The sequence below is a fragment of the Nonomuraea wenchangensis genome (assembly GCF_900111685.1).
Lineage (GTDB): Bacteria > Actinomycetota > Actinomycetes > Streptosporangiales > Streptosporangiaceae > Nonomuraea > Nonomuraea wenchangensis.
The window spans coordinates 600,844-621,611 of sequence record NZ_FOHX01000002.1 but is presented as its reverse complement, the minus strand read 5'-3'; the positions used below and the strand labels follow the sequence as shown (position 1 = coordinate 621,611).

General features: G+C 73.1%; 19 protein-coding genes. 7 read left to right on the top strand and 12 right to left on the bottom strand.

Annotated features, from left to right (window positions below):
- Positions 1-16 precede the first annotated feature (16 nt).
- Positions 17-664 (top strand): TetR/AcrR family transcriptional regulator, encoded by a 648-nt coding sequence (locus tag BMW85_RS07005; RefSeq protein ID WP_397028277.1) that lies wholly within the window; start codon positions 17-19, stop codon positions 662-664.
- Positions 665-688: 24 nt separating this feature from the next.
- Here the strand turns inward: BMW85_RS07005 and BMW85_RS07000 are convergent, their stop codons facing one another.
- On the bottom strand, positions 689-1,612 hold the full coding sequence (locus tag BMW85_RS07000) for an aldo/keto reductase (protein WP_091078328.1): 924 nt from the start codon (positions 1,610-1,612) through the stop codon (positions 689-691).
- A gap of 79 nt (positions 1,613-1,691) precedes the next feature.
- Between BMW85_RS07000 and BMW85_RS06995 the strand changes: the two genes are divergently transcribed.
- Both BMW85_RS06995 and BMW85_RS06990 read left to right on the top strand, forming a co-directional pair.
- Positions 1,692-2,051 (top strand): MerR family transcriptional regulator, encoded by a 360-nt coding sequence (locus BMW85_RS06995; RefSeq protein ID WP_091078325.1) that lies wholly within the window; start codon positions 1,692-1,694, stop codon positions 2,049-2,051.
- Positions 2,052-2,087: 36 nt separating this feature from the next.
- Positions 2,088-3,533, top strand: coding sequence for a penicillin-binding transpeptidase domain-containing protein (locus BMW85_RS06990; RefSeq protein ID WP_245774664.1), 1,446 nt, complete (start codon positions 2,088-2,090; stop codon positions 3,531-3,533).
- On the opposite strand, the gene BMW85_RS06985 is transcribed toward BMW85_RS06990, so the two are convergent.
- The gene (locus BMW85_RS06985; protein ID WP_091078323.1) at positions 3,534-5,396 is read right to left on the bottom strand and encodes an ABC transporter ATP-binding protein; all 1,863 of its coding nucleotides are present in this window, start codon (positions 5,394-5,396) and stop codon (positions 3,534-3,536) included.
- Between the two features lie 238 nt (positions 5,397-5,634).
- Here BMW85_RS06985 and BMW85_RS06980 point away from each other — a divergent pair, with 238 nt between their 5' ends.
- The 3 genes from BMW85_RS06980 (at position 5,635) to BMW85_RS06970 (ending at position 8,690) form a co-directional block, all read left to right on the top strand.
- Positions 5,635-6,882 carry an ABC transporter substrate-binding protein gene (locus tag BMW85_RS06980; protein WP_245774663.1) on the top strand — a complete coding sequence of 416 codons (1,248 nt, stop codon included), beginning with the start codon at positions 5,635-5,637 and terminating at the stop codon, positions 6,880-6,882.
- Between the two features lie 69 nt (positions 6,883-6,951).
- Complete coding sequence (locus BMW85_RS06975) at positions 6,952-7,833, top strand: carbohydrate ABC transporter permease (protein ID WP_218155692.1); 882 nt, start codon at positions 6,952-6,954, stop codon at positions 7,831-7,833.
- Positions 7,830-8,690: a carbohydrate ABC transporter permease gene (locus BMW85_RS06970; protein WP_091078316.1), complete on the top strand. Its 861-nt coding sequence runs from the start codon at positions 7,830-7,832 to the stop codon at positions 8,688-8,690. Before BMW85_RS06975 ends, BMW85_RS06970 begins: the two co-directional genes overlap by 4 nt.
- Here BMW85_RS06970 and BMW85_RS06965 read toward each other — a convergent pair.
- The 9 genes from BMW85_RS06965 to BMW85_RS06925 all read right to left on the bottom strand — a co-directional run bounded on the left by BMW85_RS06965 (position 8,680) and on the right by BMW85_RS06925 (position 18,422).
- On the bottom strand, positions 8,680-9,684 hold the full coding sequence (locus tag BMW85_RS06965) for a 2-hydroxyacid dehydrogenase (protein WP_091078313.1): 1,005 nt from the start codon (positions 9,682-9,684) through the stop codon (positions 8,680-8,682). The two genes, BMW85_RS06970 and BMW85_RS06965, sit on opposite strands and share 11 nt — an antisense overlap.
- Complete coding sequence (locus tag BMW85_RS06960) at positions 9,681-10,298, bottom strand: histidine phosphatase family protein (protein ID WP_091078311.1); 618 nt, start codon at positions 10,296-10,298, stop codon at positions 9,681-9,683. Before BMW85_RS06960 ends, BMW85_RS06965 begins: the two co-directional genes overlap by 4 nt.
- Positions 10,295-11,710 (bottom strand): FGGY-family carbohydrate kinase, encoded by a 1,416-nt coding sequence (locus tag BMW85_RS06955; RefSeq protein ID WP_091078308.1) that lies wholly within the window; start codon positions 11,708-11,710, stop codon positions 10,295-10,297. Before BMW85_RS06955 ends, BMW85_RS06960 begins: the two co-directional genes overlap by 4 nt.
- On the bottom strand, positions 11,707-13,185 hold the full coding sequence (locus BMW85_RS06950) for an FGGY-family carbohydrate kinase (RefSeq protein ID WP_091078305.1): 1,479 nt from the start codon (positions 13,183-13,185) through the stop codon (positions 11,707-11,709). Before BMW85_RS06950 ends, BMW85_RS06955 begins: the two co-directional genes overlap by 4 nt.
- Positions 13,185-14,420, bottom strand: coding sequence for a sugar ABC transporter permease (locus tag BMW85_RS06945; protein WP_091078303.1), 1,236 nt, complete (start codon positions 14,418-14,420; stop codon positions 13,185-13,187). The genes BMW85_RS06950 and BMW85_RS06945 overlap by 1 nt, the downstream gene beginning before the upstream one ends.
- Entirely contained in the window at positions 14,417-15,181 is a 765-nt protein-coding gene (locus BMW85_RS06940) for an ATP-binding cassette domain-containing protein (protein ID WP_218155691.1), read from the bottom strand. Before BMW85_RS06940 ends, BMW85_RS06945 begins: the two co-directional genes overlap by 4 nt.
- Positions 15,178-16,251: an ABC transporter substrate-binding protein gene (locus BMW85_RS06935; RefSeq protein ID WP_091078300.1), complete on the bottom strand. Its 1,074-nt coding sequence runs from the start codon at positions 16,249-16,251 to the stop codon at positions 15,178-15,180. Before BMW85_RS06935 ends, BMW85_RS06940 begins: the two co-directional genes overlap by 4 nt.
- A gap of 147 nt (positions 16,252-16,398) precedes the next feature.
- Positions 16,399-17,367 (bottom strand): sugar-binding transcriptional regulator, encoded by a 969-nt coding sequence (locus BMW85_RS06930; RefSeq protein ID WP_091078298.1) that lies wholly within the window; start codon positions 17,365-17,367, stop codon positions 16,399-16,401.
- Between the two features lie 62 nt (positions 17,368-17,429).
- Entirely contained in the window at positions 17,430-18,422 is a 993-nt protein-coding gene (locus tag BMW85_RS06925) for a helix-turn-helix domain-containing protein (protein WP_245774662.1), read from the bottom strand.
- A gap of 59 nt (positions 18,423-18,481) precedes the next feature.
- On the opposite strand from BMW85_RS06925, the gene BMW85_RS06920 reads away from it, so the two are divergent.
- Positions 18,482-19,714, top strand: coding sequence for an MFS transporter (locus BMW85_RS06920; protein ID WP_245774661.1), 1,233 nt, complete (start codon positions 18,482-18,484; stop codon positions 19,712-19,714).
- Positions 19,715-19,745: 31 nt separating this feature from the next.
- Here the strand turns inward: BMW85_RS06920 and BMW85_RS06915 are convergent, their stop codons facing one another.
- Positions 19,746-20,726, bottom strand: coding sequence for a LacI family DNA-binding transcriptional regulator (locus BMW85_RS06915; RefSeq protein WP_425434320.1), 981 nt, complete (start codon positions 20,724-20,726; stop codon positions 19,746-19,748).
- Between the last annotated feature and the right edge of the window lie 42 nt (positions 20,727-20,768).

Here is a 20,768-nt window from a genome sequence, read left to right as displayed (position 1 = left end):
CAGGTAATACGCAAGGATGGGGGACATGACGAGTGTGTTGCGCCGCCGTCCCGCCCAACGCCGCAGCGCGGTCCGCGTGGAACGCATGCTCGACGAGTGCGCGCTGCTGCTCGACGAGGCCGGCTACGACGCGCTCACCACCAAGGAGGTCGCGCGCCGCGCCGAGGTGCCCATCGGCACCTTCTACCAGTTCTTCCGCGACAAGCAGGCCCTGGTGCGGGCGCTCGCGCTGCGCAACCTCGACGCGTTCCTGGAGCGGATCACGCAGCGCGTCGCCGGCGCCGACCTCGGCCACTGGACCGACCTCGTCGATCTCGCGGTCGACGAGTTCGTCCACATGAAGCGCACCACCCCCGGCTTCGGCGTCGTGGACTTCGGCGAGGTGCTCATCGCCCCCGGCGGGCCCGCGCTCCCCGGCACCCACCGGGCGCTCGACGAGGCCAGGGACAACAACGAGATCGTCGCCGACCGGCTGCGTCTGCTCACCCGGGAGCTGCTGGACGCCCCCGCCGGGCCCGGTCTCGACCGCGCGCTGCTGGTCGCGGTGGAGGCCACCGACGCGGTGCTCAAGCTCGCCTTCCGCGCCGACCCGGCGGGCGACCCGCAGCTCATCGCCGAGTGCAAGCAGCTCGTCCGCCGCTACCTCGCCGACCACCTGCCCTGAGCCGACCACCTGCCGTGATGGACGTCAGCGGGGCGCGTCCAGGCGGGCCTTCAGCTCCGCGTCCAGCTTGAGCCCGGCCGCGCCGATCGCCTCGTCGAGCTGGGCCATCGTCGACACCCCCACGATCGGCACGATCCCGTCGGCCATCAGCCACGCCAGCACCACCTGGTTCGGGGTGGCGCCCAGCTCCCCTGCCACCTCGCGCAGCAGCGCCAGCCGGGCCGTGGTGCCGGAGTGGTCGTAGATCTCCGGGATCGGCCGGTCGTCGCGCGTGTAGGCGCCGAACATCAGCGTGTTGTACGCCCACAGGGTCAGGTCCGGCTCGGCGGCCAGATAGTCGAGCATGTCGTCCGTGGCCAGCCGGTGCCCGGCCTCGGCGGGGCTGGTGAGCGGGCGCGGGCGCAGGTAGGTGTGGCGGAGCTGCACGTACGTGTACGGCAGCCAGCCCCGCGCCGCCGAGACGCTGCGCGCCCGCTCCAGCCGCCAGGCGGCCGTGTTGCTCGCGCCGACCGCGCCGATCTTGCCGTCCCGCGCCAGCGCGTCGAAGGCCCCCAGCGTCTCCTCCAGCGGCACCGAACGGTCCTCGACGTGCGCCCAGTACAGATCGATGTGGTCGGTGCCGAGCCGGCGCAGGCTGCCCTCCGCCGCCCGCGCGACGGCGGCGGCCGACAGGCCCTCGGCCGAGCCCATGGTGGTGTCGCCGGGCACGGTGGGCCGCGCGCCCGCCTTGGTGCTGATGAAGATCCGGTCGCGGTTGCCGCGGGCGGCCAGCCAGGCCCCGATGGCCTGCTCGCTCTCGTCGCCGGTGCGGCCCTCGACCCAGAACGGGTAGTTGTTGGCGGTGTCCAGCATGGTGCCGCCCGCCTCGTGGAAACGGTCGAGGAGGGCGAAGGTGTCCTCCAGGCCGACGCTGGTGCCGAAGGGGATCGTCCCGAGTGCGAAGTTCATGGCTCAGACTCTGAGACCTGGAGCGCGCTCCATGTCAAACGGTTGACCTGGAGCACGCTCCAGGTGGAATCCTGAGGGGGTGAGCGTGTACACCCCCGCCGAAGCCGTCGAGGAGACCGGCTTCTCCCTCGACACCTTGCGTTACTACGAGAAGATCGGGCTGCTGGAGCGCGTCGACAGGAACGCCGCCGGGCAGCGCAGGTTCAGTGAGGAGGACATCGGCTGGCTGGGCACGCTGCGCTGCCTGCGCGAGACCGGCATGCCCATCGCCACCATGCTCCGCTTCGCCGAGCTCGTCCGCGCCGGCGACCACACCGTGCCCGACCGGATCAAGCTGCTGGAGGAGCACGACCGGCAGGTCCAGGAGCAGATCGCCAACCTCATCGAACGGCAGGACTACATCCACCACAAGATCTCCTACTACCGCAGCCTCCTCTAGCCGGCCCTTTGCGCTCCGGCTGTTAGACCGAGACCCATGGCGGGAGCGCGGGCCGGGAGGATCAACGAGTCGGTGGGCCGCGTGGCCCTGATGTGCGGCGGCCTGCTGTTCGCGCTGCTGGGACAGATCACCGTGATCCAGGCGTTCGGCACGTCCGCCCTCAACGCCGACCGCAGGAACGAGCGGCCGCTCATCGAGCGCTACTCCCACCCGCGCGGCGACATCCTCACCTACGACGGCACGCCCGTCGCCGTGAGCCGCCCCTCCGGCGGCGGCCCCTACCGGTTCCGCCGGGTCTACCCGCACGGCCCGGTCTACGCGGCCGTCACCGGGCATCTGGCGCTCCACCAGGCCACCGGCATGGAGCAGGCCGAGGACGGCATGCTGTCCGGCGCCGACGCCCAGGTCAAGGTGCGCTCGCTGGTGCGGGCGGGCGAGGTCGAGGGGGCCGACGTCCGGCTGACGATCAGCGACCGGGCGCAGCGGGCGGCGTACGAGGGGCTGCTCGCGGCCGGGGTGCCGGGGGCGGTGGTGGCGCTGCATCCGGCGACGGGGGCGGTGCTGGCGCTGGCGTCGTACCCGTCGTACGACCCCAACGTCTTCACCACCTTCGACCGGGACGTGCTCGACGCGACCGGCCGGCGGCTCAGGGAGGACCCCGGCCGGCCGCTGCTGAACCGGGCGCTGAACCGGCCCTATCCGCCGGGGGCCACGTTCAAGCTGGTCACCACGGCGGCGGCGCTGTCCTCCGGCGAGTACACCCCCTCCAGCCTGCTCGACGCGCCGGCGCTGCTGTCCCTGCCGGGCGGGCGGCAGAGCGTGCGCAACAACCCCGGCTGCGACGACGCGCACCCGACCCTCATCTACGCCTTCCAGGTCTCCTGCGAGACCGCCTTCGCCGGCATCGGGCTGCAGCTCGGCCAGGACCTGCTGCGCGACCAGGCGGAGGCGTTCGGCTTCAACGCGGGGCCGCTCGCGATCCCGCTGCCCGCCACGCCCAGCAGGTATCCGTTGAGCATGGACCGGGCGCAGACGGCGCTCGCCGCCATCGGGCACCACGACAACCGGGCCACGCCGCTCATGATCGCCATGCTGTCGGCGGCGGTCGCCAACGGCGGGGTGCTCATGCGGCCCTACATGGTGGAGGAGGTGCGGCTGCCGGACGGCTCCGTGATCAACCAGGCGGTGCCCACGCCGTGGCGGGTGGCGATGCCGCCGGCGCTGGCCAGGCACCTGGCGGCGATGATGACGACGGTGACGCGGGGTGGCGGCACCGGGACGGGCGCGGCGCTGCCCGTCGTCCAGGCCGCCGCCAAGGCGGCGAGGTCCGCGCCCCCGGATCGGGAGCAGGCGCTCGTCACCGCGTTCGCGCCCGCGGACAAGCCCGAGGTGGCCGTCGGGGTGGTGCTGGAGGGGCCGGGCGCGCGGGCCGCCGCCGTGGCGCCGATCGCGCGGGCGGTGATCCAGGCCGCCCTCTCGTGATCACCGGTAGGCGGTGGCCTGGAGGGTGTAGAGGTCGGCGTAGAGCCCGCCCCTCGCCATGAGCGCGTCGTGGTCGCCCTCCTCGGTGACCCGGCCGTGCTCCAGCACGTAGATGCGGTCGGCGAGGCGGACGCTGGCCAGGCGGTGGGTGATGAGCAGCACCGTACGGCCGTCGGCATGGTCGCGGATGCGCTCGAACAGCGCGTGCTCGGCGCGGGCGTCGAGCGCGGCGGTGGGCTCGTCGCAGATGAGCAGGTCGGCGTCGCGGTGGAAGCCGCGGGCCACGGCGATGCGCTGCCACTGCCCGCCGGACAGCTCGTGGCCGTCCTTGAAGCGGCGGTCGAGCAGGGTGCGGTAGCCGTGCGGCAGGGCGGCGATCACCTCGTCGGCCCCGGCCACCGTCGCCGCGGAGTGCAGGGCAGGCTCGCCCTTGTCGGTGCCCATGGTGATGTTGTAGCGGGCGGCGAGCGGCCAGCGGGTGTGGTCCTGGGCGATCACGGCGGTGCGCAGGCGCAGCTCGTCGGGGTCCACCTCGCGCAGGTCGGTGTCGTCCCAGTGGACGGTGCCCGTGTCGGGCTCGTACAGGCCGGCGAGGATCTTGGACAGGGTGGTCTTGCCCGAGCCGTTCTCGCCGACGAACGCGACGATCTCGCCCCGCTTGATCTCGACGGACACCTCGCGCAGCGCGGGCTCCTCCGCGCCGGGGTAGGTGAAGGTGACGTTCGCGGCGATGACGCGCTGGAAGCCGGCCGGCATCGGGGTCGTCCTGCTGCCCGGCACCCGGCGCTCGGCGTCGGCGCAGAACTCCAGAAAGTCGGTGAAGTACAGGCCCTCCTCGTAGAGGCGGTTGGTGGCGTACATCAGGGTGGCCAGCGACTGCTGGGCGGACCGGATGGCGAGGACCGCGGTGCCCGCCACGGCCAGCGGGATCGCTCCGACCGCGAGCAGCACGCCGAGCGCGACGTAGACCGCGCCGGCGCCGAGGCCGCTCAGCGCCTCGCCCGCGACCCGCGCGTACGTCTGCCGCCGGGCCAGCCCGAGCATCACGTCCTGCTCGACCTTGGCGACCGCGTCGTACATGCGCAGCAGGAAGCCGCGCATGGTGAACGCGCGCACCTCGGCCGCCGGGTCGCGGTCGGCCAGCAGCTCGCCGATGATCCACTTGCGGCGGGCGGCGGGGATGAGGGCGTACAGGGTGGCGTAGCGCATCTTGGCGCTGCGGACCATGGCCCAGGCGTCCGGCAGCACCGCCAGCAGGAGCAGCGGCAGCAGCACCGGGTGCAGCACGCCCAGCACGCCGGCCACGGCGGCGATGCCGACGGCGGCGGTCAGCACGTCCACGGTCGCCGACACCACCGAGTCCGCCATGGCCACGCCGCGCAGCCGGGCCCGCTGGAGCGCGTCGTGGAAGTCGGGGTCGTCGTAGGCGGCCAGTTCGACGCGGCTGGTCAGCCCGTACAGCCGCTCCTCGGTGAGCCGGCTGACCTGCGGGTCGAGGCGGGACTGCGCCCAGCCCGCGCAGGCCTGCACGGCCGCGCGCAGCGCCGCCGCCGCGCCCACCAGGGCCAGGCTGGGCAGCGCGGCCATCACCCGGCCGGCGGTCGGGCCCGCGCTGAACAGCGCGGTGAGCACGCCGGTCGTGGCGAGCAGCCCGAACGCGGTGAACACCCCGCCGAGCAGGTTGAGCGTGATCGCCAGTGCGGTGTCGCGCGGGCTGGCCCGCCAGGCGATGCCCATCGCCTGGGACACCAGCGACGGCAGCCGCCTGGCGATGGTGAGGAAGCCGACCTCGGCCAGTTTGCCGGTGTGGGCGTGCCAGTCCGAGAAGGAGATCTCGCCGAGTTCCAGGGGCTCGTCGGGCATGCCAGGAAGTGTGCCCAGCGTGAGCGCCCCGCCCCCCGGAGTGACAAGGAACAAGCGCCCGCGCCAGGGGGAGTATGCGGAGCTGTTACCACCTCATCCCTTGACGTCCCGTTGGGTGAGATGGGTTGATAGCCCCGTTGACAACGTTGTCAAGAACCACCTGCTTCGGGGGACTTCGAAGGGATGGTGTGCGATGCGACGGTGGTTGGCAGCCGCCTCGATCATGATGGCGGGAGTCTTGGGATTAGCCGCGTGCGGCGGTGGCGGCGGCGGAGAGTCCTCACAGCAGCCCGCGGCCGGCGGCGGCAAGCAGCAGGTCGAGGTCTTCTCCTGGTGGACCGGGCCCGGTGAGGCGGACGGCCTCGCCGAGATGCGGAAGATCTTCGAGCAGCAGAACTCCGGCTACTCCTTCTTCGATGCCGCCGTGGCGGGCGGCTCCGGCGACAAGGCCAAGGCCCTGCTGGAGTCCAAGCTCCAGGCCGGCCAGCCGCCGGACACCTTCCAGGGCCACGCGGGCGCCGAGCTGCAGGGCTACATCAAGGCGGGCAACCTGGAGGACCTCACCTTCCTCTACGACGAGCTGAAGCTCAAGGACGTCTTCCCGCAGCAGCTCGTGGACCAGATCAGCGTGGACGGCAAGATCTACTCGGTGCCGGTGAACATCCACCGCTCCAACGTGCTCTGGTTCAACCCGGGCGTGCTCAAGGAGGCGGGCGTCGCCGCCGCGCCGAAGACGATCGACGAGTTCATCGCGGCGCTGGAGAAGGTCAAGGCCACGGGCAAGATCCCGCTGTCCATCGGCTCGGAGTGGACCGTCACCCACCTGCTGGAGAACGTCCTGCTCGGCAGCCTCGGCACCGACGCCTACAACGCGCTGTTCAAGCCGGGCGGCAACTGGGCCGGGCCCGAGGTCGCCAAGGCCCTGGAGAGCTTCAACAAGATCATGTCGTACGCGGGCGACCCGCAGGACGACTGGCAGCCCGCCGCCAAGCAGGTGGCCGACGGCCAGGCCGCGTTCAACATCATGGGCGACTGGGCCTACGGCTACTTCCACAACCCGCCCGAGGGCGGCCTCGGCAAGACCTCGAAGACGGACTTCGACTGGGCGCCGGCCCCCGGCACCGAGGGCACCTACCTGTGGCTGTCCGACAGCTTCACCCTGCCCAAGGGCGCCAAGCACCGGGACGGGGCCATCGCCTGGCTCAAGGTCGCGGCCGGCAAGGAGGGACAGGACGCCTTCAACCCGAAGAAGGGCTCCATCCCGGCGCGCACCGACGCCGACAAGTCCCTCTACACCGACTACCTCGCCGACGCGTTGAAGGACTGGTCGGACAACAAGCTGGCCGGCTCGGTCCAGCACGGCGTCTCGGTGAACCAGCCGTGGCTGGCCGCCATCACCGAGGCGGTCGGGCTCTACATCAGCAGCAAGGACGTCAAGGCCCTCCAGCAGGGGCTCGCCGACGCGGCCACGGCCAACGCGCAGTAAACGCCCTTTGACGCCATCGAGCGGGACGCGGCGGCCCGGCCGGCCGCCGCGTCCCTGGAGGGAAGAATCGTGAGGCGGGCACGTACGTGGCTGCCCGGGCTGCTCCTCGTCACCCCGTCGATCATCGCGATCGGCGTCTTCGTGTACGGCCTGCTGGGCTGGAACTTCCAGCTCGCCATGACCGACAAGCACAGCCAGGTGGCCGAGGGCGAGTTCGTGGGGCTGAAGAACTTCGTCGACATCTGGGACCTGCCCCGCTGGCACCTGTCCGTGAGCCACACGATCCTGTTCACGGTCGTGTTCGTGCTGGGGGCGCTGCTGCTCGGCTGGCTGCTGGCGTTCCTCATGGAGAAGGGGATCAGGGGCGAGGGGACGTTCCGGGCGATCTACCTGTTCCCCATGGCGATCTCGTTCGTGGCCACCGGCATCGTGTGGCGGTGGCTGATGAACTCGGGGACGGGGGAGCGGGCCGTCGGGCTCAACCGGCTGTTCGGCTACCTGGGGCTGCCGGAGTGGCAGTGGTTCCGCGACCAGGACTGGGGCATGGCGGCGATGGCGCTGCCGGCGATCTGGCAGATGTCCGGCTATGTCATGGCGCTGTTCCTGGCGGGCTTCCGCGGCGTGCCCGAGGAGCTGCGCGAGGCGGCGCGGGTGGACGGCTGCACCGAGTGGGGCGTCTACCGTCACGTCGTGCTGCCGCTGCTGCGGCCGGTGCTGCTGTCGGCGCTGATCATCCTGGGGCACATCTCGCTCAAGGTCTTCGACCTGATCGTGGCGGTGTCCGGCAAGCAGATCATCACCGACGTGCCGGCGGTGTTCATGTGGGTGGCGGTCTTCGACTCCCACGACCCGGCCAAGGGCGCCACGATCGCGGCCTACATCGTGGTGAGCGTGGCGATCTTCGTGATCCCGTACCTCATCTGGTCCGTACGCAAGGAGAGGACGTCATGACGGCGGTGGCCGGGCGGCGGGGAGCCGTGTTCCAGTGGACGCGGTTCGGCGTGCTGTGCCTGTTCGTGGTGGTCTTCCTCATCCCGATCTACGTGCTGCTGGTCACCAGCTTCAAGCCGCTCACCGAGGCGGACCCGAGCCAGGCGTGGAACCTGCCGCGGACGTGGACGGTCGAGGCGTGGCGGGTGGCGTGGGAGAAGCTCGCCCCGGGGCTGTGGAACAGCGTGCTGCTGGCCGTGCCGGGCTCGCTGCTGTCGTGCGCGCTCGGCTCCATGAACGGCTACGTGCTGTCCAAGTGGCGCTTCCCCGGGGCGGACGTGCTGTTCACGCTGTTCCTGTTCGGGATGTTCATCCCCTACCAGGGGGTGATGATCCCGCTGGTGCAGCTCCTCGTCGGGCTCAACGACCTGACCGGGCTGGACGGCGTGTTCTACGGCGGCATCCCCGGCCTGGTGCTCGCCCACGTCGTGTACGGCATCCCGATCTGCACGCTGATCTTCCGCAACTACTACGTGACGATCCCCACCCAGCTCATCGAGGCCGCGCGGGTGGACGGGGCCGGGATGTTGCGGGCGTACCGGTCGGTGGTGCTGCCGGTGTCCGGGCCCGCGATCGCGGTGGTCGTCATCTGGCAGTTCACCTCGTTGTGGAACGACTTCCTGTTCGCCGTCTTCCTCACCGGGCCGACGAGCTGGCCCACGACCGTGATGCTCAACAACATCGCCGGCGCGCAGGCCACCCCGTACAGCCAGCAGATGGCGGCGGCGATCCTGGCGTCGATCCCCACGATGGTGATCTACGTCCTGCTGGGCCGGTTCTTCATGCGCGGTCTCATGGCGGGGGCGCTCAAGGGTTAGCGACGTGCTGGAGCGGTTCGCCGCGGACGTAGCGGGCCACGTCGGCCGCGACGATCGCGGCGGCCTTCGCCGCCGTCTCCTTGCTCGCCCCGGCCAGGTGCGGGGTCATGACCAGGTTCGGCGCCGTGAGCAGGCGCGAGCCCTCGGGGATCGGCTCCTCGGGGAAGACGTCCATCGCGGCGCCGAACAGGTGGCCGGACTCCAGCGCGTCGCAGAGCGCGTCGTAGTCGAGCAGCGCGCCGCGCGCGCAGTTGACCAGCACCGATCCCGGTGGCATGGCGGCGATCTCGGCCGCGCCGATCAGGCCGGCGGTCTCCGCCGTGGCGCGGGCGTGCAGGGAGACGAAGCGCGAGCGGCGCAGCAGCTCCGGCAGCTCCACCTTGCCGGGGACGTCCACGTACGGGTCGTGCACCAGCACCTCGGCACCGAACCCTTCGAGCATCCTGGCCACCCGGCGGCCGATCGCGCCGTAGCCGACCAGGCCGACCGTGCCGCCCTCCAGCTCGGGGCCCACGCTGTCGTAGGTGTAGTAGTCGCCGCGCCACACGCCGCCGGCCAGGTCGGCGTGGGTCTGGGGGATGCGGCGGGTCGCGGCGAGCAGCATGGCGAGCGTGTGCTCGGCGGTGGCCACCGCGTTGCGCCCCGGCGCGAACGTCACCCGGACCCCGGCCCGCGCCGCCGCCTCCAGGTTGGCGTTCACAGGCCCGCCCCTGCTGACGCAGAACAGCCGCAGGTCGGGGGAGGCGTCGAGGACACGCTTGGTCAGCGGGGCCATCTGGGTCACGCAGACCTCGACGCCGCGCAGCGCCTCGATCAGCTCGTCCTCGACGTCCGACGCCTCGTCCACCTCGCCGACGCGGCCGAACGGCACCACCGGCCACGGCAGCGTCAGCTCGCGGACGTCCACCTCGCCGGGGACCTCGCGCCGCAGCGCGTCGACCAGCAGGCGGTTCGTGACGAAGTGGTCACCTGCGGCAAGGACTCGGATGGTCAACTAACGGCTCCAATCGGACAGTTGTAATGAAGCAGTGCGGGCCGTGCGTCGTCGCGGAGCCGCAGCTCGGTCAGGGCGCAGTTGTCCAGGCGCGGGAACAGCCGCCGGTACTCGCCGAGCGGCACCCCGATCAGCGCGCAGAGCGCCAGCCTGATCGCCGTCGTGTGCGCCACGACCAGCACCCGCCCGTCTGGATGCGCCGCCGCGGCGTCCCGCAGCGCGGCGACGAACCGGCCGGCGGCGGCGTGCGGGTCCTCGCCACCTGGGAGCGGATGCGCGGCCGGGTCGGCCTCGAACGCGGCCCGCGCCTCGGGGAAGCGCGCCGCCATCTCCGCCGAGGTCAGCCCCTCGCCCTCGCCGAAGTCCAGCTCGACGAGGCGCGCGTCGGTGCGCAGCGCCCGACCGGCCCGTTCCGCGGCGGCGGTGGCGGTGATCACGGCGCGGCTGAGCGTGGAGGCGAGGACGGCCGTCAGGCCCGCGTCCGCGGCCCACTCGGCGAGCCTGGCCGCCTGCTCGTGGCCGCGCGGGGTCAGCTCGACGTCGCTGACGCCCGCGTAACGGTTCTCGGCGTGCCAGACGGTCTCGCCGTGGCGGACGAGCACGAGGTCGGTCATCGGGTGGTCCTCTCGCGGGCGTGTGCGGCGACGTACGGGTCCAGCCAGCCGCGCCGTTCCAGCTCGGCGACGAACCGCAGGTAGAGCTCCCGCCGCCCGGCCCCGGACGGCTCGACCACGGCCCGGGTCCTGATCATGCGGGCCGGGTCGCCGCCGGCCAGCACGGCCATGCCGAGCGCGGGCTCGGCGTTCTCGCGCAGCGTCACGGGACGTCCGAGCACGTCCGCGCGCAGCCGGGTCCAGTAGCCGCTCCGCGTGGCGCCGCCGGTGAGGATGATCTCGCCGTCCACGGGCGCGCCGAGCAGGTCCAGGTAGTCGAAGCACAGCCGTTCGACGAACGCCGCGCCGAGCAGGATCGCGGCGTACCGTTCGACGTCGTCGGCGGGCTCGCCGAGCGTGAACGCCTCGGCGGCGGGCGCGTCGAACGGGAAGCGCTCCCCGCGCGAGACGAGCGGGTAGGTCACGGCGGAGACCGGCTCCCTGCGGGCGGCCTCCGCGCTGAGCGCGTCGAGGTCGCGGCCCGGCAGGTCGCGGGACAGGACGCCGGCGCCCGTGCTGGACGCGCCGCCCGGCAGCCAGGAGCCGTCGGGGGCGCGGTGGGAGTAGACGACGCCGAGCGGGTCGTGGATCAGCTCCTCGGTCACGCCCTTCAGCACCAGCGTGGTGCCGAGCACCGAGTTCCAGCTCCCGACGCCGGTCGCGCCCGCGCCGAGCTGGGCCGCGCAGCCGTCCGTGGACCCCGCGACCACCGGCGTGCCGGCCGGGATGCCGGTCTCGGCGGCGGCCTCGGCGCAGACCGTCCCGAGGAGCGCGCCGGGCCGGACCACCTCGGGCAGCACGCCCGGGGGCAGCAGGTCCAGCACCTCCTCGGGCCAGCGCTCGGCGACGAGGTCCACGCCGGTCTTGAGCGCGTTGCTGAGGTCGGTGGCGACCTCGTGGCCGACCAGCCGCCGGTTGACGAAGTCGCTCTGGTGGGCGGCGCGGGCGCCCGCCGGGGCGTCGCGGAGCAGCCAGAGCAGCTTCGGCAGCGCCCAGTTGGGCTGCATGCGCCGGTAGCCCAGGCGCTCCCACACGGCCGCGCCCGCCTCGTTGGCGCGCTCGGCGGAGGCGCGGCGGTCGTCGTACATGAGGGCGGGCGTCAGCGGGCGGCCGCCGGCGTCGGTGAGCAGGATCGTCCCGCTGGTCGCGGCGACCGCGACGCCCCGCACCCGCTCCGGGGCCACACCGGCCAGCGCCTCGCGGGTGGCGGCGGCCAGCTCGCGCCACCACTCCTCGGGGTCCTGCTCGTGGCGGGGTCCTTCGCGGCGGCTGGTGAGCGGGCGGGCGGCGGCGCCGGCCACCTCGCCGCCGGCGCCGACGACCAGGGCGCGCACGCTCTGCGTGCCGAGGTCGACGCCGATCCAGACGCTCATGCCCGGCTCCGCATCTCGGCCAGCAGCGGCCAGGCGTCCGCGGCGCCCGCGCGGAGCGTCAGGAAGTCCTCGAACAGCCGGTCGTAGCGGGCGCGGCGGGCCGGGTGGGGCTCGACGGCGTCGCGCAGCCGTACGTGCTCGGCCGCCGCCGCGGCGAGCGACGGGGCCGCTCCCGTGGCCGCCAGCGCCGCGACGTACGCGCCCCGCGCCCCCACCTCGGCGTCGGCCGGCCGTCGTACGGGCAGCCCGGTGACGTCGGCGATCAGGCCGAGCCAGGTGGCGCTGGCCGAGCCGCCGCCGCACACCCGCAGCTCGCCGGGGTCCGTCCCGGTGGCGGCCAGGCAGTCGCGGATGACCAGGGTGAGCCCTTCGAGCGCGGCCCGCGCGATCTGCTCGGGCCCGTGCTCGAACGACAGGCCCAGCAGCGCCCCCCGCGCCAGCGGGTCGGAGAACGGCGCCCGCTCCCCGGCCGGCGACAGGTAGGGCAGGAACGCGAGCCCGCCCGCGCCGGGCTCGCTCCGCCCGGCCAGCTCGCCCAGCTCCTCCGGACCGCCGAGGCCGAGCAGCCGGCACGTCCACTGCACCACCTCGGTCCCGGCGAACGTGGGGAAGGCCCGCAGGTAGCCGCCGGGCAGCGCGATCGTGATGCCGGTCGGCTCGCCGTCCAGCGCCGGGGACTCGGCGACGACCTCGGTGCACAGGGTGGTGCCGAGGATGGCGCACGCCTGCCCCGGAGCCACCGCGCCCGCGCCGAGCGCGGTCGTCACGATGTCGTACGGCGCCATCACCACGGGAACGCCGGCGCGCAGGCCGAGCGCGTCCGCGGCCGGCCGCGTGAGCCCGGCGACCGGCAAGGAGCGCACCGGCGGCAGCAGCCGTTCGGCCCACTCCATGCCGAACAGGCTCAGCAGCTCCGGCGCGTACGCCCGCGCCCGCAGGTCCATGAACGGCGCGGAGGCGTCGGACTCCTCGGCCGCGAGCTCTCCGGTGAGCCGCGACCAGATCCAGCCGCCGCAGGTGAGCAGGGCGGCCGACCGGTCGAGCCGGTCCGGGTCGTGGGCCCGCAGCCAGGACAGGACGGCGTGCGGCAGCCCGGAGGCGGCCGAGGAGCCGTTGACCTTGAAGGCCGCGGCGGCCAGGCCGTCGCGGGTCCAGGCGTCGACCGTGGCGGCGGCGCGGGCGTCGTTCCAGAGGACGGCGGGTCCCGTCGGCTCGCCGCCGGCGTCCACGAGCCAGCAGCCGTCGCCCTGGGCGGTGACGGCGACCAGCTCGACCGGCTCGGCGACGGCGGCGGCCACCTCGCGCACCGTGGCCGCGACCGCGTCCCAGACCGCGCCCATGTCCTGCTCGGCGTGGCCGGGGGCCGGGCGGGACACGGCGGTGCCGCGGCGGGCGAGCGCCGACTCCGCGCCGGTGGAGTCGTAGGCGACCGCCTTGATGACCGTGGTGCCGGCGTCCACGCAGATGACCGCCATCAGGCCCTGCCGTGGGAGGTCCTGGACCGCCGCGACACGGAGTCGACGATCACGGCGAGCAGCAGCACGACCCCGGTGACCACGAACCTGATCGAGGAGTCCAGGTTGAGCAGCGTCAGCCCGCTGGAGATGGACTGGATGACGATGATGCCGAGCAGCGCGCCGAACGCGGTGCCGCGCCCGCCGAACAGGCTCGTGCCGCCGATCACGGCCGCCGCGATGGCGTTGAGGTTGACGTCGCCGCCGCCGCTGCTCTGGTTGGCCGCCGCCAGCCGGGCGGCGGCGAGGATGCCGCCGACCGCGGCGAACGTCGAGCACAGCACGAACACCGAGGTGTAGATCGCCTTGACGTTGATGCCGGCCCGGCGGGCGGCCTCGACGTTGCCGCCTACGGCGTAGACCGCCCGGCCCCACCGCGTCCGCGACAGCAGGTAGTGCATGATCAGCACGAGCGCCACGAAGAGGACGAACATCCAGCCGACGCCCCGCGTCCGCCCGAGGTACCAGACCACGAACGCCAGCACCGCCAGCAGCGCCACGCTCCTGGTCACCAGCGCGGACATGCTCCGCGCCGACAGCCCGGCCGCCGCCCTCGCCCGCGCGTGCAGCAGGCCGCTGACGAACAGCCAGACCGCGGCGACCGCCGCGAACGTGTACGACAGCCAGTCCGGCACGAAGTCGAGCTGCGCGAAGTTCACCAGCCCCGAGTCGAACGGCAGGTTGATCGAGCCCTTGGTGCCGAGCACGTAGAGCTGGAGCCCGAGGAAGGCCAGGAGACCGGCCAGCGTGATCACGAAGCTCGGCACCCCGAACCGGTTGAACAGCTGCCCGTACACCCAGCCGACGGCCGCGCCCATGACGACCGACGCCGCGACGGCCAGCCAGACCGGCAGCCCCTCTCCGACGAACAGCACCGCGAGCACCGCCCCCGACAGGCCGCTCACCGAGCCCACCGAGAGGTCGATCTGCCCCACGAGCAGCACGCACACGACGCCGAGCGCGATGACGCCGACGGCGGCCGACTCCAGCGTGAGGTTCACCAGGTTGGCGCTGGACAGGAAGACCGGGTTGAGTATCTGCAGCACCGTCCAGATGACGATGAGGCCGACCACGACGGGGATGACGCCGAGGTCGCCACCGCGGGCCCGCTCTACCACGTCGGCGAGCGCCCCTCGCAGCCCTTCCTTCCTGCTGCGCAGCCGCTCGTCCTGCTGATCGGTCGCCAGGGTCGTCATGGCGTCCTCCCCCTCTGCGTACGCCGGGACACCGCGTTGTCGGTGGCGCCGGTGATCGCGGCGATGATTTCCTCGGTGGAGACCTCGTCCACGGCGAACGTCCCGTTGTTGCGGCCGAGCCGCAGCACCGCCACGGTGTCGGCCACGGCCCGCACGTCCGCCATGTTGTGGCTGATCATGATGACGCCGAGGCCGTTCTCGCGCAGCCGTTCGACCAGGTTGAGCACCTCGGCGGTCTGCGCCACGCCGAGCGCTGCGGTGGGCTCGTCGAGGATGATCACCTTGGGGTCGCCGAGCAGCGATCGCGCGATCGCGACCGTCTGCCGCTGGCCGCCCGACAGCGCCGCCACCGGCACCCGCACACTCGGGATCTTGGCCGAGAGCCGGCGCAGCAGCTCCCACGAGCGGGTCTCCATGGCCACGTCGTCCAGCCGCAGCGGGCGGATCTCCTGGCCGAGGAAGAGGTTCTGGATGACGTCGAGGTTCTCGCACAGCGCCAGGTCCTGGAAGACCGTGGCGATGCCGAGCCGGTGGGCGGCGGCCGGCGTCGGGATCTCGACCTCGCGGCCCTCGAACGTGATCGTGCCCGCGTCGCGCGGGTGCACGCCCGAGAGGATCTTGACGAGCGTCGACTTGCCCGCGCCGTTGTCCCCGACGACGGCGACCACCTGGCCGGCGGCCACGTCGAGGTCGATGCCGGTGAGCGCGGCCACCGCCCCGAACGTCTTGCTGACGCCGCGGAGGGAGAGCACGTTCGTCACTTGATCCCGAGCTCCTCGCAGCCCTTGGCGTACTCGCCGGTGCAGATGTCGGCGGCCTTCATGATGCCGCCGTCGAACAGCACCTCCTTGATGTTCTCCCTGGTCACGACCGTGGGGACGAACAGCTCGGAGGGCGTGTCGTAGAGCGTGGTCTTGCCGGCGGGCTTCTGGCCCCGCATGAAGTCCCAGGCCACGCCGGCGGACGCCTCGGCGACGATCTTGATGGGCTTGGAGATCGTGTTGTACTGGTCGCCGTTGATGACGCGCTGCGCGGCGGCGGGTTCGGCGTCGTTGCCGGTGATCGGCGGCACCTTCACGCCCGCGGCCTTGAACGCGGCGATCGAGCCGCCGCCGGTGCCGTCGTTGGCCGCGACGACGCCGACGATCCGGTCCTTGAACTGGGTGATCTGGCCGCTGACCCAGGTCTGGGCCTTCTCCGGCTGCCAGTCGGGGGTGTCGTACTCGGCCAGCAGCTCGAAGCCGCTCGGGTCGACGGCGCTGTGGATGCCCTTCTTGATCAGCCCGGCCGCCGCGTCCGTCGGCGAGCCGTTGACCTGGAGGATGCCGCCCTGGGCTCCCTCCTTCTTCAGGTGGTCGACCAAGGACTGGGCGATCAGCCGGCCGATCTTCTCGTTGTCGAACGAGATGTAGTAGTCGGCGGGGGTGGCCGGGATCGGCCGGTCGTAGGCGATGACCGCCACCTGCTGCGACTGGGCCGACTTGACGATGGTGGCCGCGGCGGCGGAGTCGACCGGGTCGAGCACGATGGCCTTGACGCCCTGGGCGAGCGCGGAGTCGGCCTGTTGCTGCTGCTTGGCGGCGTCGGAGTCGGCGTTCTGGTAGATGACCTCGCAGCTCGGGCAGAGCTGCTTCATCCGGGCCTCGAAGAGGGGCTTGTCCTGCAGCTCGTAGCGGGTGGAGGCGAGGTCGGGCATGAGGAAGGCGACCTTGGCGTTCTGCAGGTCGCCTTCGCCGCCCCCGGTGCTCGCACCGGAACCGGAGTCCGAGCCGCACGCCGCCAGCATCGAGCCGGCCAGCACCGCCGCGGCGGCGAATGCGAGAGTCCGCATGTGACGCTCCTTGGGGTTTCTGGAAGCTCGCTGCTTCCGAAACGCGACAAGCCCCGCACGACAGGGCATGTCCTATGGCGCGGCTCACGTTAGCGCGCTGTCAGAAACTTTGTCCAGCACACTTGTTCAAGGATGATGTCGGGAAAGTCAGAGCTGGTGGGCGGCGGCCACCAGTCCCTCGGCCGTCGGGGTGTCCGTGACGAGCTCGTTGAAGTAGCCGCCCTTGGCGCCGGCCACGATCGACAGCACCTTCTCCGCGCCCACCGCGACCGCGATGACGGACGGGATGCGGCGCAGCTCCTCGGGCTTGGCGGCCACCAGCCGCTCGCTCCCCGGGTAGGTCACCGGCGCGCCGTCGCGGTCGTAGACCCGCATGCACACGTCGCCCACGGCCCGGCGCAGGCTCTCGGCGTCGCGCGGCATGAGCGAGGGCACCATCTGCCGCATGAGCGGCGCCGAGCCGACCCCGACGAGCGCGCACTTGGCCCGCGCCCACAGGTCCATCACCCGGCGTACGGACGGCTCGTGCTGCAGCGAGTAGAACAGCTCGGGGCCGGGCAGCGCGGGCGCGTAGAGGTAGGCGGGCACGCCGCCGACGCGCTCGGCCAGGATGCGGGTGGTCTCGTTGGTCTGGAACCAGGGCTGCGGCTCCTCCTGGCCGCCGACGGCCGGGGCGATCGTGACGCCGGGGAACTGGCCGAGCCCTTCGCGGGCGCACTCGTACACGGTGGTGCCGGAGGCGACCAGCACGACGTCGCCCGACTCCAGCCCCACGCCGGCGAGGGCGCGGGCCACGCCGGGGGCGAGCCACGGGCCGAGCGCCGGGCCGCTGACCTTGGGCACCAGGTGGACCCGCCGCAGGTCGAGCGCCTGGGCCACCTCGTCGGCCAGCGGGCCGTCGGCCATGGTGTCCGGGCGGTGCACCCTGATCTCGACGATGCCCTGCCTGCGGGCCTCGGTGAGCAGCCGGCTCACGGTCGCGCGGGAGACGCCGAGCCGCTTGGCGATGTCGCCCTGGGTGGCGTCCTCCAGGTAGTACTGCTGCGCCGCCGCGTACATCAGCTCGTGCGGGAACCTGGCCTGCTGTGCGTCGGGGGCGACGTCGGCGGCGTTCATGCGCCCTCCTTGAACCATTTTGCAGAACCGATGCTCAACGAGCATACCTTCGTGGACACAGGCTAGCCGCTGATCAGGGCGTCGCCGAGCGGCGTACGGGTGTAGAGGACACCGCGTCCCACGCGGGCGCCCGCGATCAGGCCGGTGCGGCGCAGCGCCGCGATGTGCTCGCCCGTCGTGCCGGGGCTCTGGCCCAGCAGGGCGGCCAGCTGCGTGGTCGTCGCCGGCTCGGCCAGCTCGGCGAGGATGCGGGCCCGGCTGCGGCCGATCAGCAGTGACAGATCGGCGTCGGGCCGTGGCGGCGCCGCGCCCAGCCCCCGCGCGGGATAGAGCAGCGCGTACGGCCACGGCTCGTCCAGATAGGTGGCGATGGTCGTCATGAACGCCGACGGCAGGAACAGCAGGCCCCTGCCCCCGAGCCGGTGCCGCTCCTCGCGGCCGGAGAGCATCCGCACCTCGATGTGCCCGCCGGTGGGCCCGCTCCGGCGCCACCGGACGCGCGGGCTGAGGTCGTCCAGGGCCGCCGCCCAGCCGTACGCGGCCAGCCTGCCCGCCCGGTAGGCCACGTCCCGCTGCAGGATCGCGTGCAGGCGGGCCCAGTCGTGGACGAGGATGTCGGTCCAGAGCGCCTCGTACGCCGCCGCGAACAGCTCCACCACCTCCGGGCCGAGCAGCAGCCCCCGCTCCCAGCCGGTGACCGGCGGGCGCTGGGCCAGCACCCGCTCGATCTCGGCGTGCGCCCGCGCGACCGGCGTGGCGCGTACGGTGGCCACCTCGTCGGCGAAGGCGACGTCCACGGCGGTCGGCGGAGGGGCGATGAAGTCGACGTTCGCCGCCCCGATGTTGCCGCTGACCGCGGCGGCGGCCCGCAGCGCCGGATGGCGGGCGGCGAGCCGCGCGTACGTGCCCCGCCACCGCTCCACCCATCTCGCGTGCGGGCCCGCCCCGACGCGCCCGGCCAGCAGCCACTGGGCGTGCATGGTCTCGATCAGCGGGGAGATCGCGAACCTGCTGGCCATCAGGTCCTGCGAGGACACCTCTATGCGCACCGGCACCTTTCGGTTATATCCGAAGAAGTCGCGCGAGCGGTGTCCCGGTCCGCACCATCGGTCGGGTGAAAGGCGCGACGTTCGGCGAGGTGTTCGCCGTCAAGGAGTTCCGGGTGCTGTTCGGCAGCTTCGTGCTGCTCATCGCCGGGGACGTGGTCAAGATGCTGGCGCTGTCCGTGCTGGTGTACGCGCGGACCGGGTCGGCGGGGTTGTCGGCGGCGGCGTACATGGCGGGGTGGCTGCCGTTCGTCGTCGGCGGGCTGTTCCTGCTGTCGCTGGCCGACCGCCTGGCGCCGCGGGCGCTGATGATCGCCGGCGAGGTCGTGCGGGCGGTGACCTGCCTGGTGCTGGCGTACGCGGACCTGCCGGTGTGGGCGCTGCTGGCACTCGTCCTGGCCACCGGGCTGTTCTCGCCGGTGTTCATGTCGGCGCGGACGGCCATGCTGCCCGAGGTGCTGCCCGGGGACGCGTTCGTGCTGGGGCGGTCGGTGCTCAACGTGGCCTCGGCGAGCGCGCAGATCGTGGGGCTCGCGGCCGGGGGCGCCTTCCTGGCGGCCACCGGGCCGTCCGGGGCGCTGGCCGTCACGTCGGCGCTGTCCGTCGTGGCGGCCGTGGTGCTGCGCGTCGGCCTGCCCCATCGGCCTCCCCGCGTCGCCAGGGAGGCCGGGCGGATGCTGTCCGGCTGGAGCGGGGCCGTGCGCGAGACGCTCCGGGTGAACCGGCGGCTGGTCGGCGACCGGCGGGTACGCGGACTGCTGCTCGCCCAATGGCTGCCGTGCGTGTGCGTGGCCGGGGCCGAGGCCATGGTCGTGCCCTACCTCGGCGGCCAGGGGCAAGCGGGGATGGTGCTGGCGGCGGCCGCCGGCGGGATGGCGGTGAGCGAGTTCGTGGTGGGCCGCTTCGCCCGCCCCGAACTGCGCGAGCGGCTGTCGCTGCCGCTGGCGGTGCTGCTCGGGGTGCCCTGGCTGGGCTTCGCGCTCGCGCCCGGCATCGGCTGGGCTTCGGTGCTCGCGGCGCTGGGGGCGGCGGGGCTGGCGTACCAGCTCGGGCTGCAGCGGCGGTTCGTGGACGTGGTGCCGGAGGAGACGCGCGGGCAGGCGTTCGGGCTCCAGTCGGCGGGGCTGATGACGGGGCAGGCGGTGGGCGCGGCGGTCGTCGGCGCGCTCGGCGAGGCGGCCGGTCCGGGGACGGCCATCGCGGTCGCGGGCGGCGCGGGCGTCCTGGTGGCCCTGGCCCTCGCCGGCGTCCTGCGCCCGCAAGCGCTCACGGCGGAAGCTCGCCCGAGCCGCGCGGGATGAGCCCGAGCCGCGCGGCTCAGGTTGACCGCACTCACGGCGCGAGCTCGCCCGAGCCGCGCGGGATGAGGCGGACCGGGAGCCGGATGTGCTCGGGCGGTCCCTCGTCGCCGCACAGCCGGCGGAACAGCAGCTCGGCCGCCACCCGCCCCATCCGCGCCGGGTCCTGCGCGACGACCGTCACCCCTGGTCGCAGCAGGTCGGCCAGCTCGAAGTCGTCGAAGCCCACCAGCGCCACCTTCCGCCCGGCGAGCGCCCGCAGCGCCGTCACGGTGCAGCGGCCGTTGCCGGTGAAGATCGCGGTGGGCGGCCGGTCCAGGGCGAACATGCGCTCCAGGTCCGCCCGCATCGCCTCCTCGGCGGGCGGCCGCATCGCGACCAGGCGGGGGTCGTACCGGTCGCCCAGCGCGTCCCGGTAGCCGCGGTGCCGCTCGGCGGCGGTGTAGATGGCCGGGGCGTCACCGACGAAGGCGACCCGCTCGTGGCCCTGCCCGAGCAGGTGCCGTACGGCCCGCCCGGCCCCGCCCGCGTTGTCGGCGAGCACGGTGTCGGCGTCCAGCCCAGCCCCCGGCGGCCGGTCGGCGAAGACCACCTTAGTGCCCGCCTCCAGCTCCGGCCGCAGGTAGCCGTGGTCGGCCCCGGCCGGCACGACGACGATCCCGTCCACCCGCCGCGCGCAGAACGTCTCGACCAGCTCACGCTCGCGTCCGGCCTCCTCCCCGGACGAGCCGCTGAGCAGCAGGCAGTCGTGCGCGATCGCGACGTCCTCGACGGCCCGGCTGAGTCCCGCGTAGAACGGGTCGGCGACGTCCTCGATCACCAGCCCGATCGTGGCGGTCCTGCCCCTGCGCAGCACCCGGGCGCTCTCGTTGCGGCGGTAACCCAGCCGGTCGATGGCCGCGCGGACCCGCTCGGCCGTGGCGGGATGGACGCCGGGCTCGCCGTTGACCACGCGCGATACGGTCTTCAGCGCCACGCCCGCCGCCGTGGCGACGTCCTTCATCGTCGGTCTCACGCCTGGATCATGTCTCACCGCAAGGGGGCGGACAACGCTGTC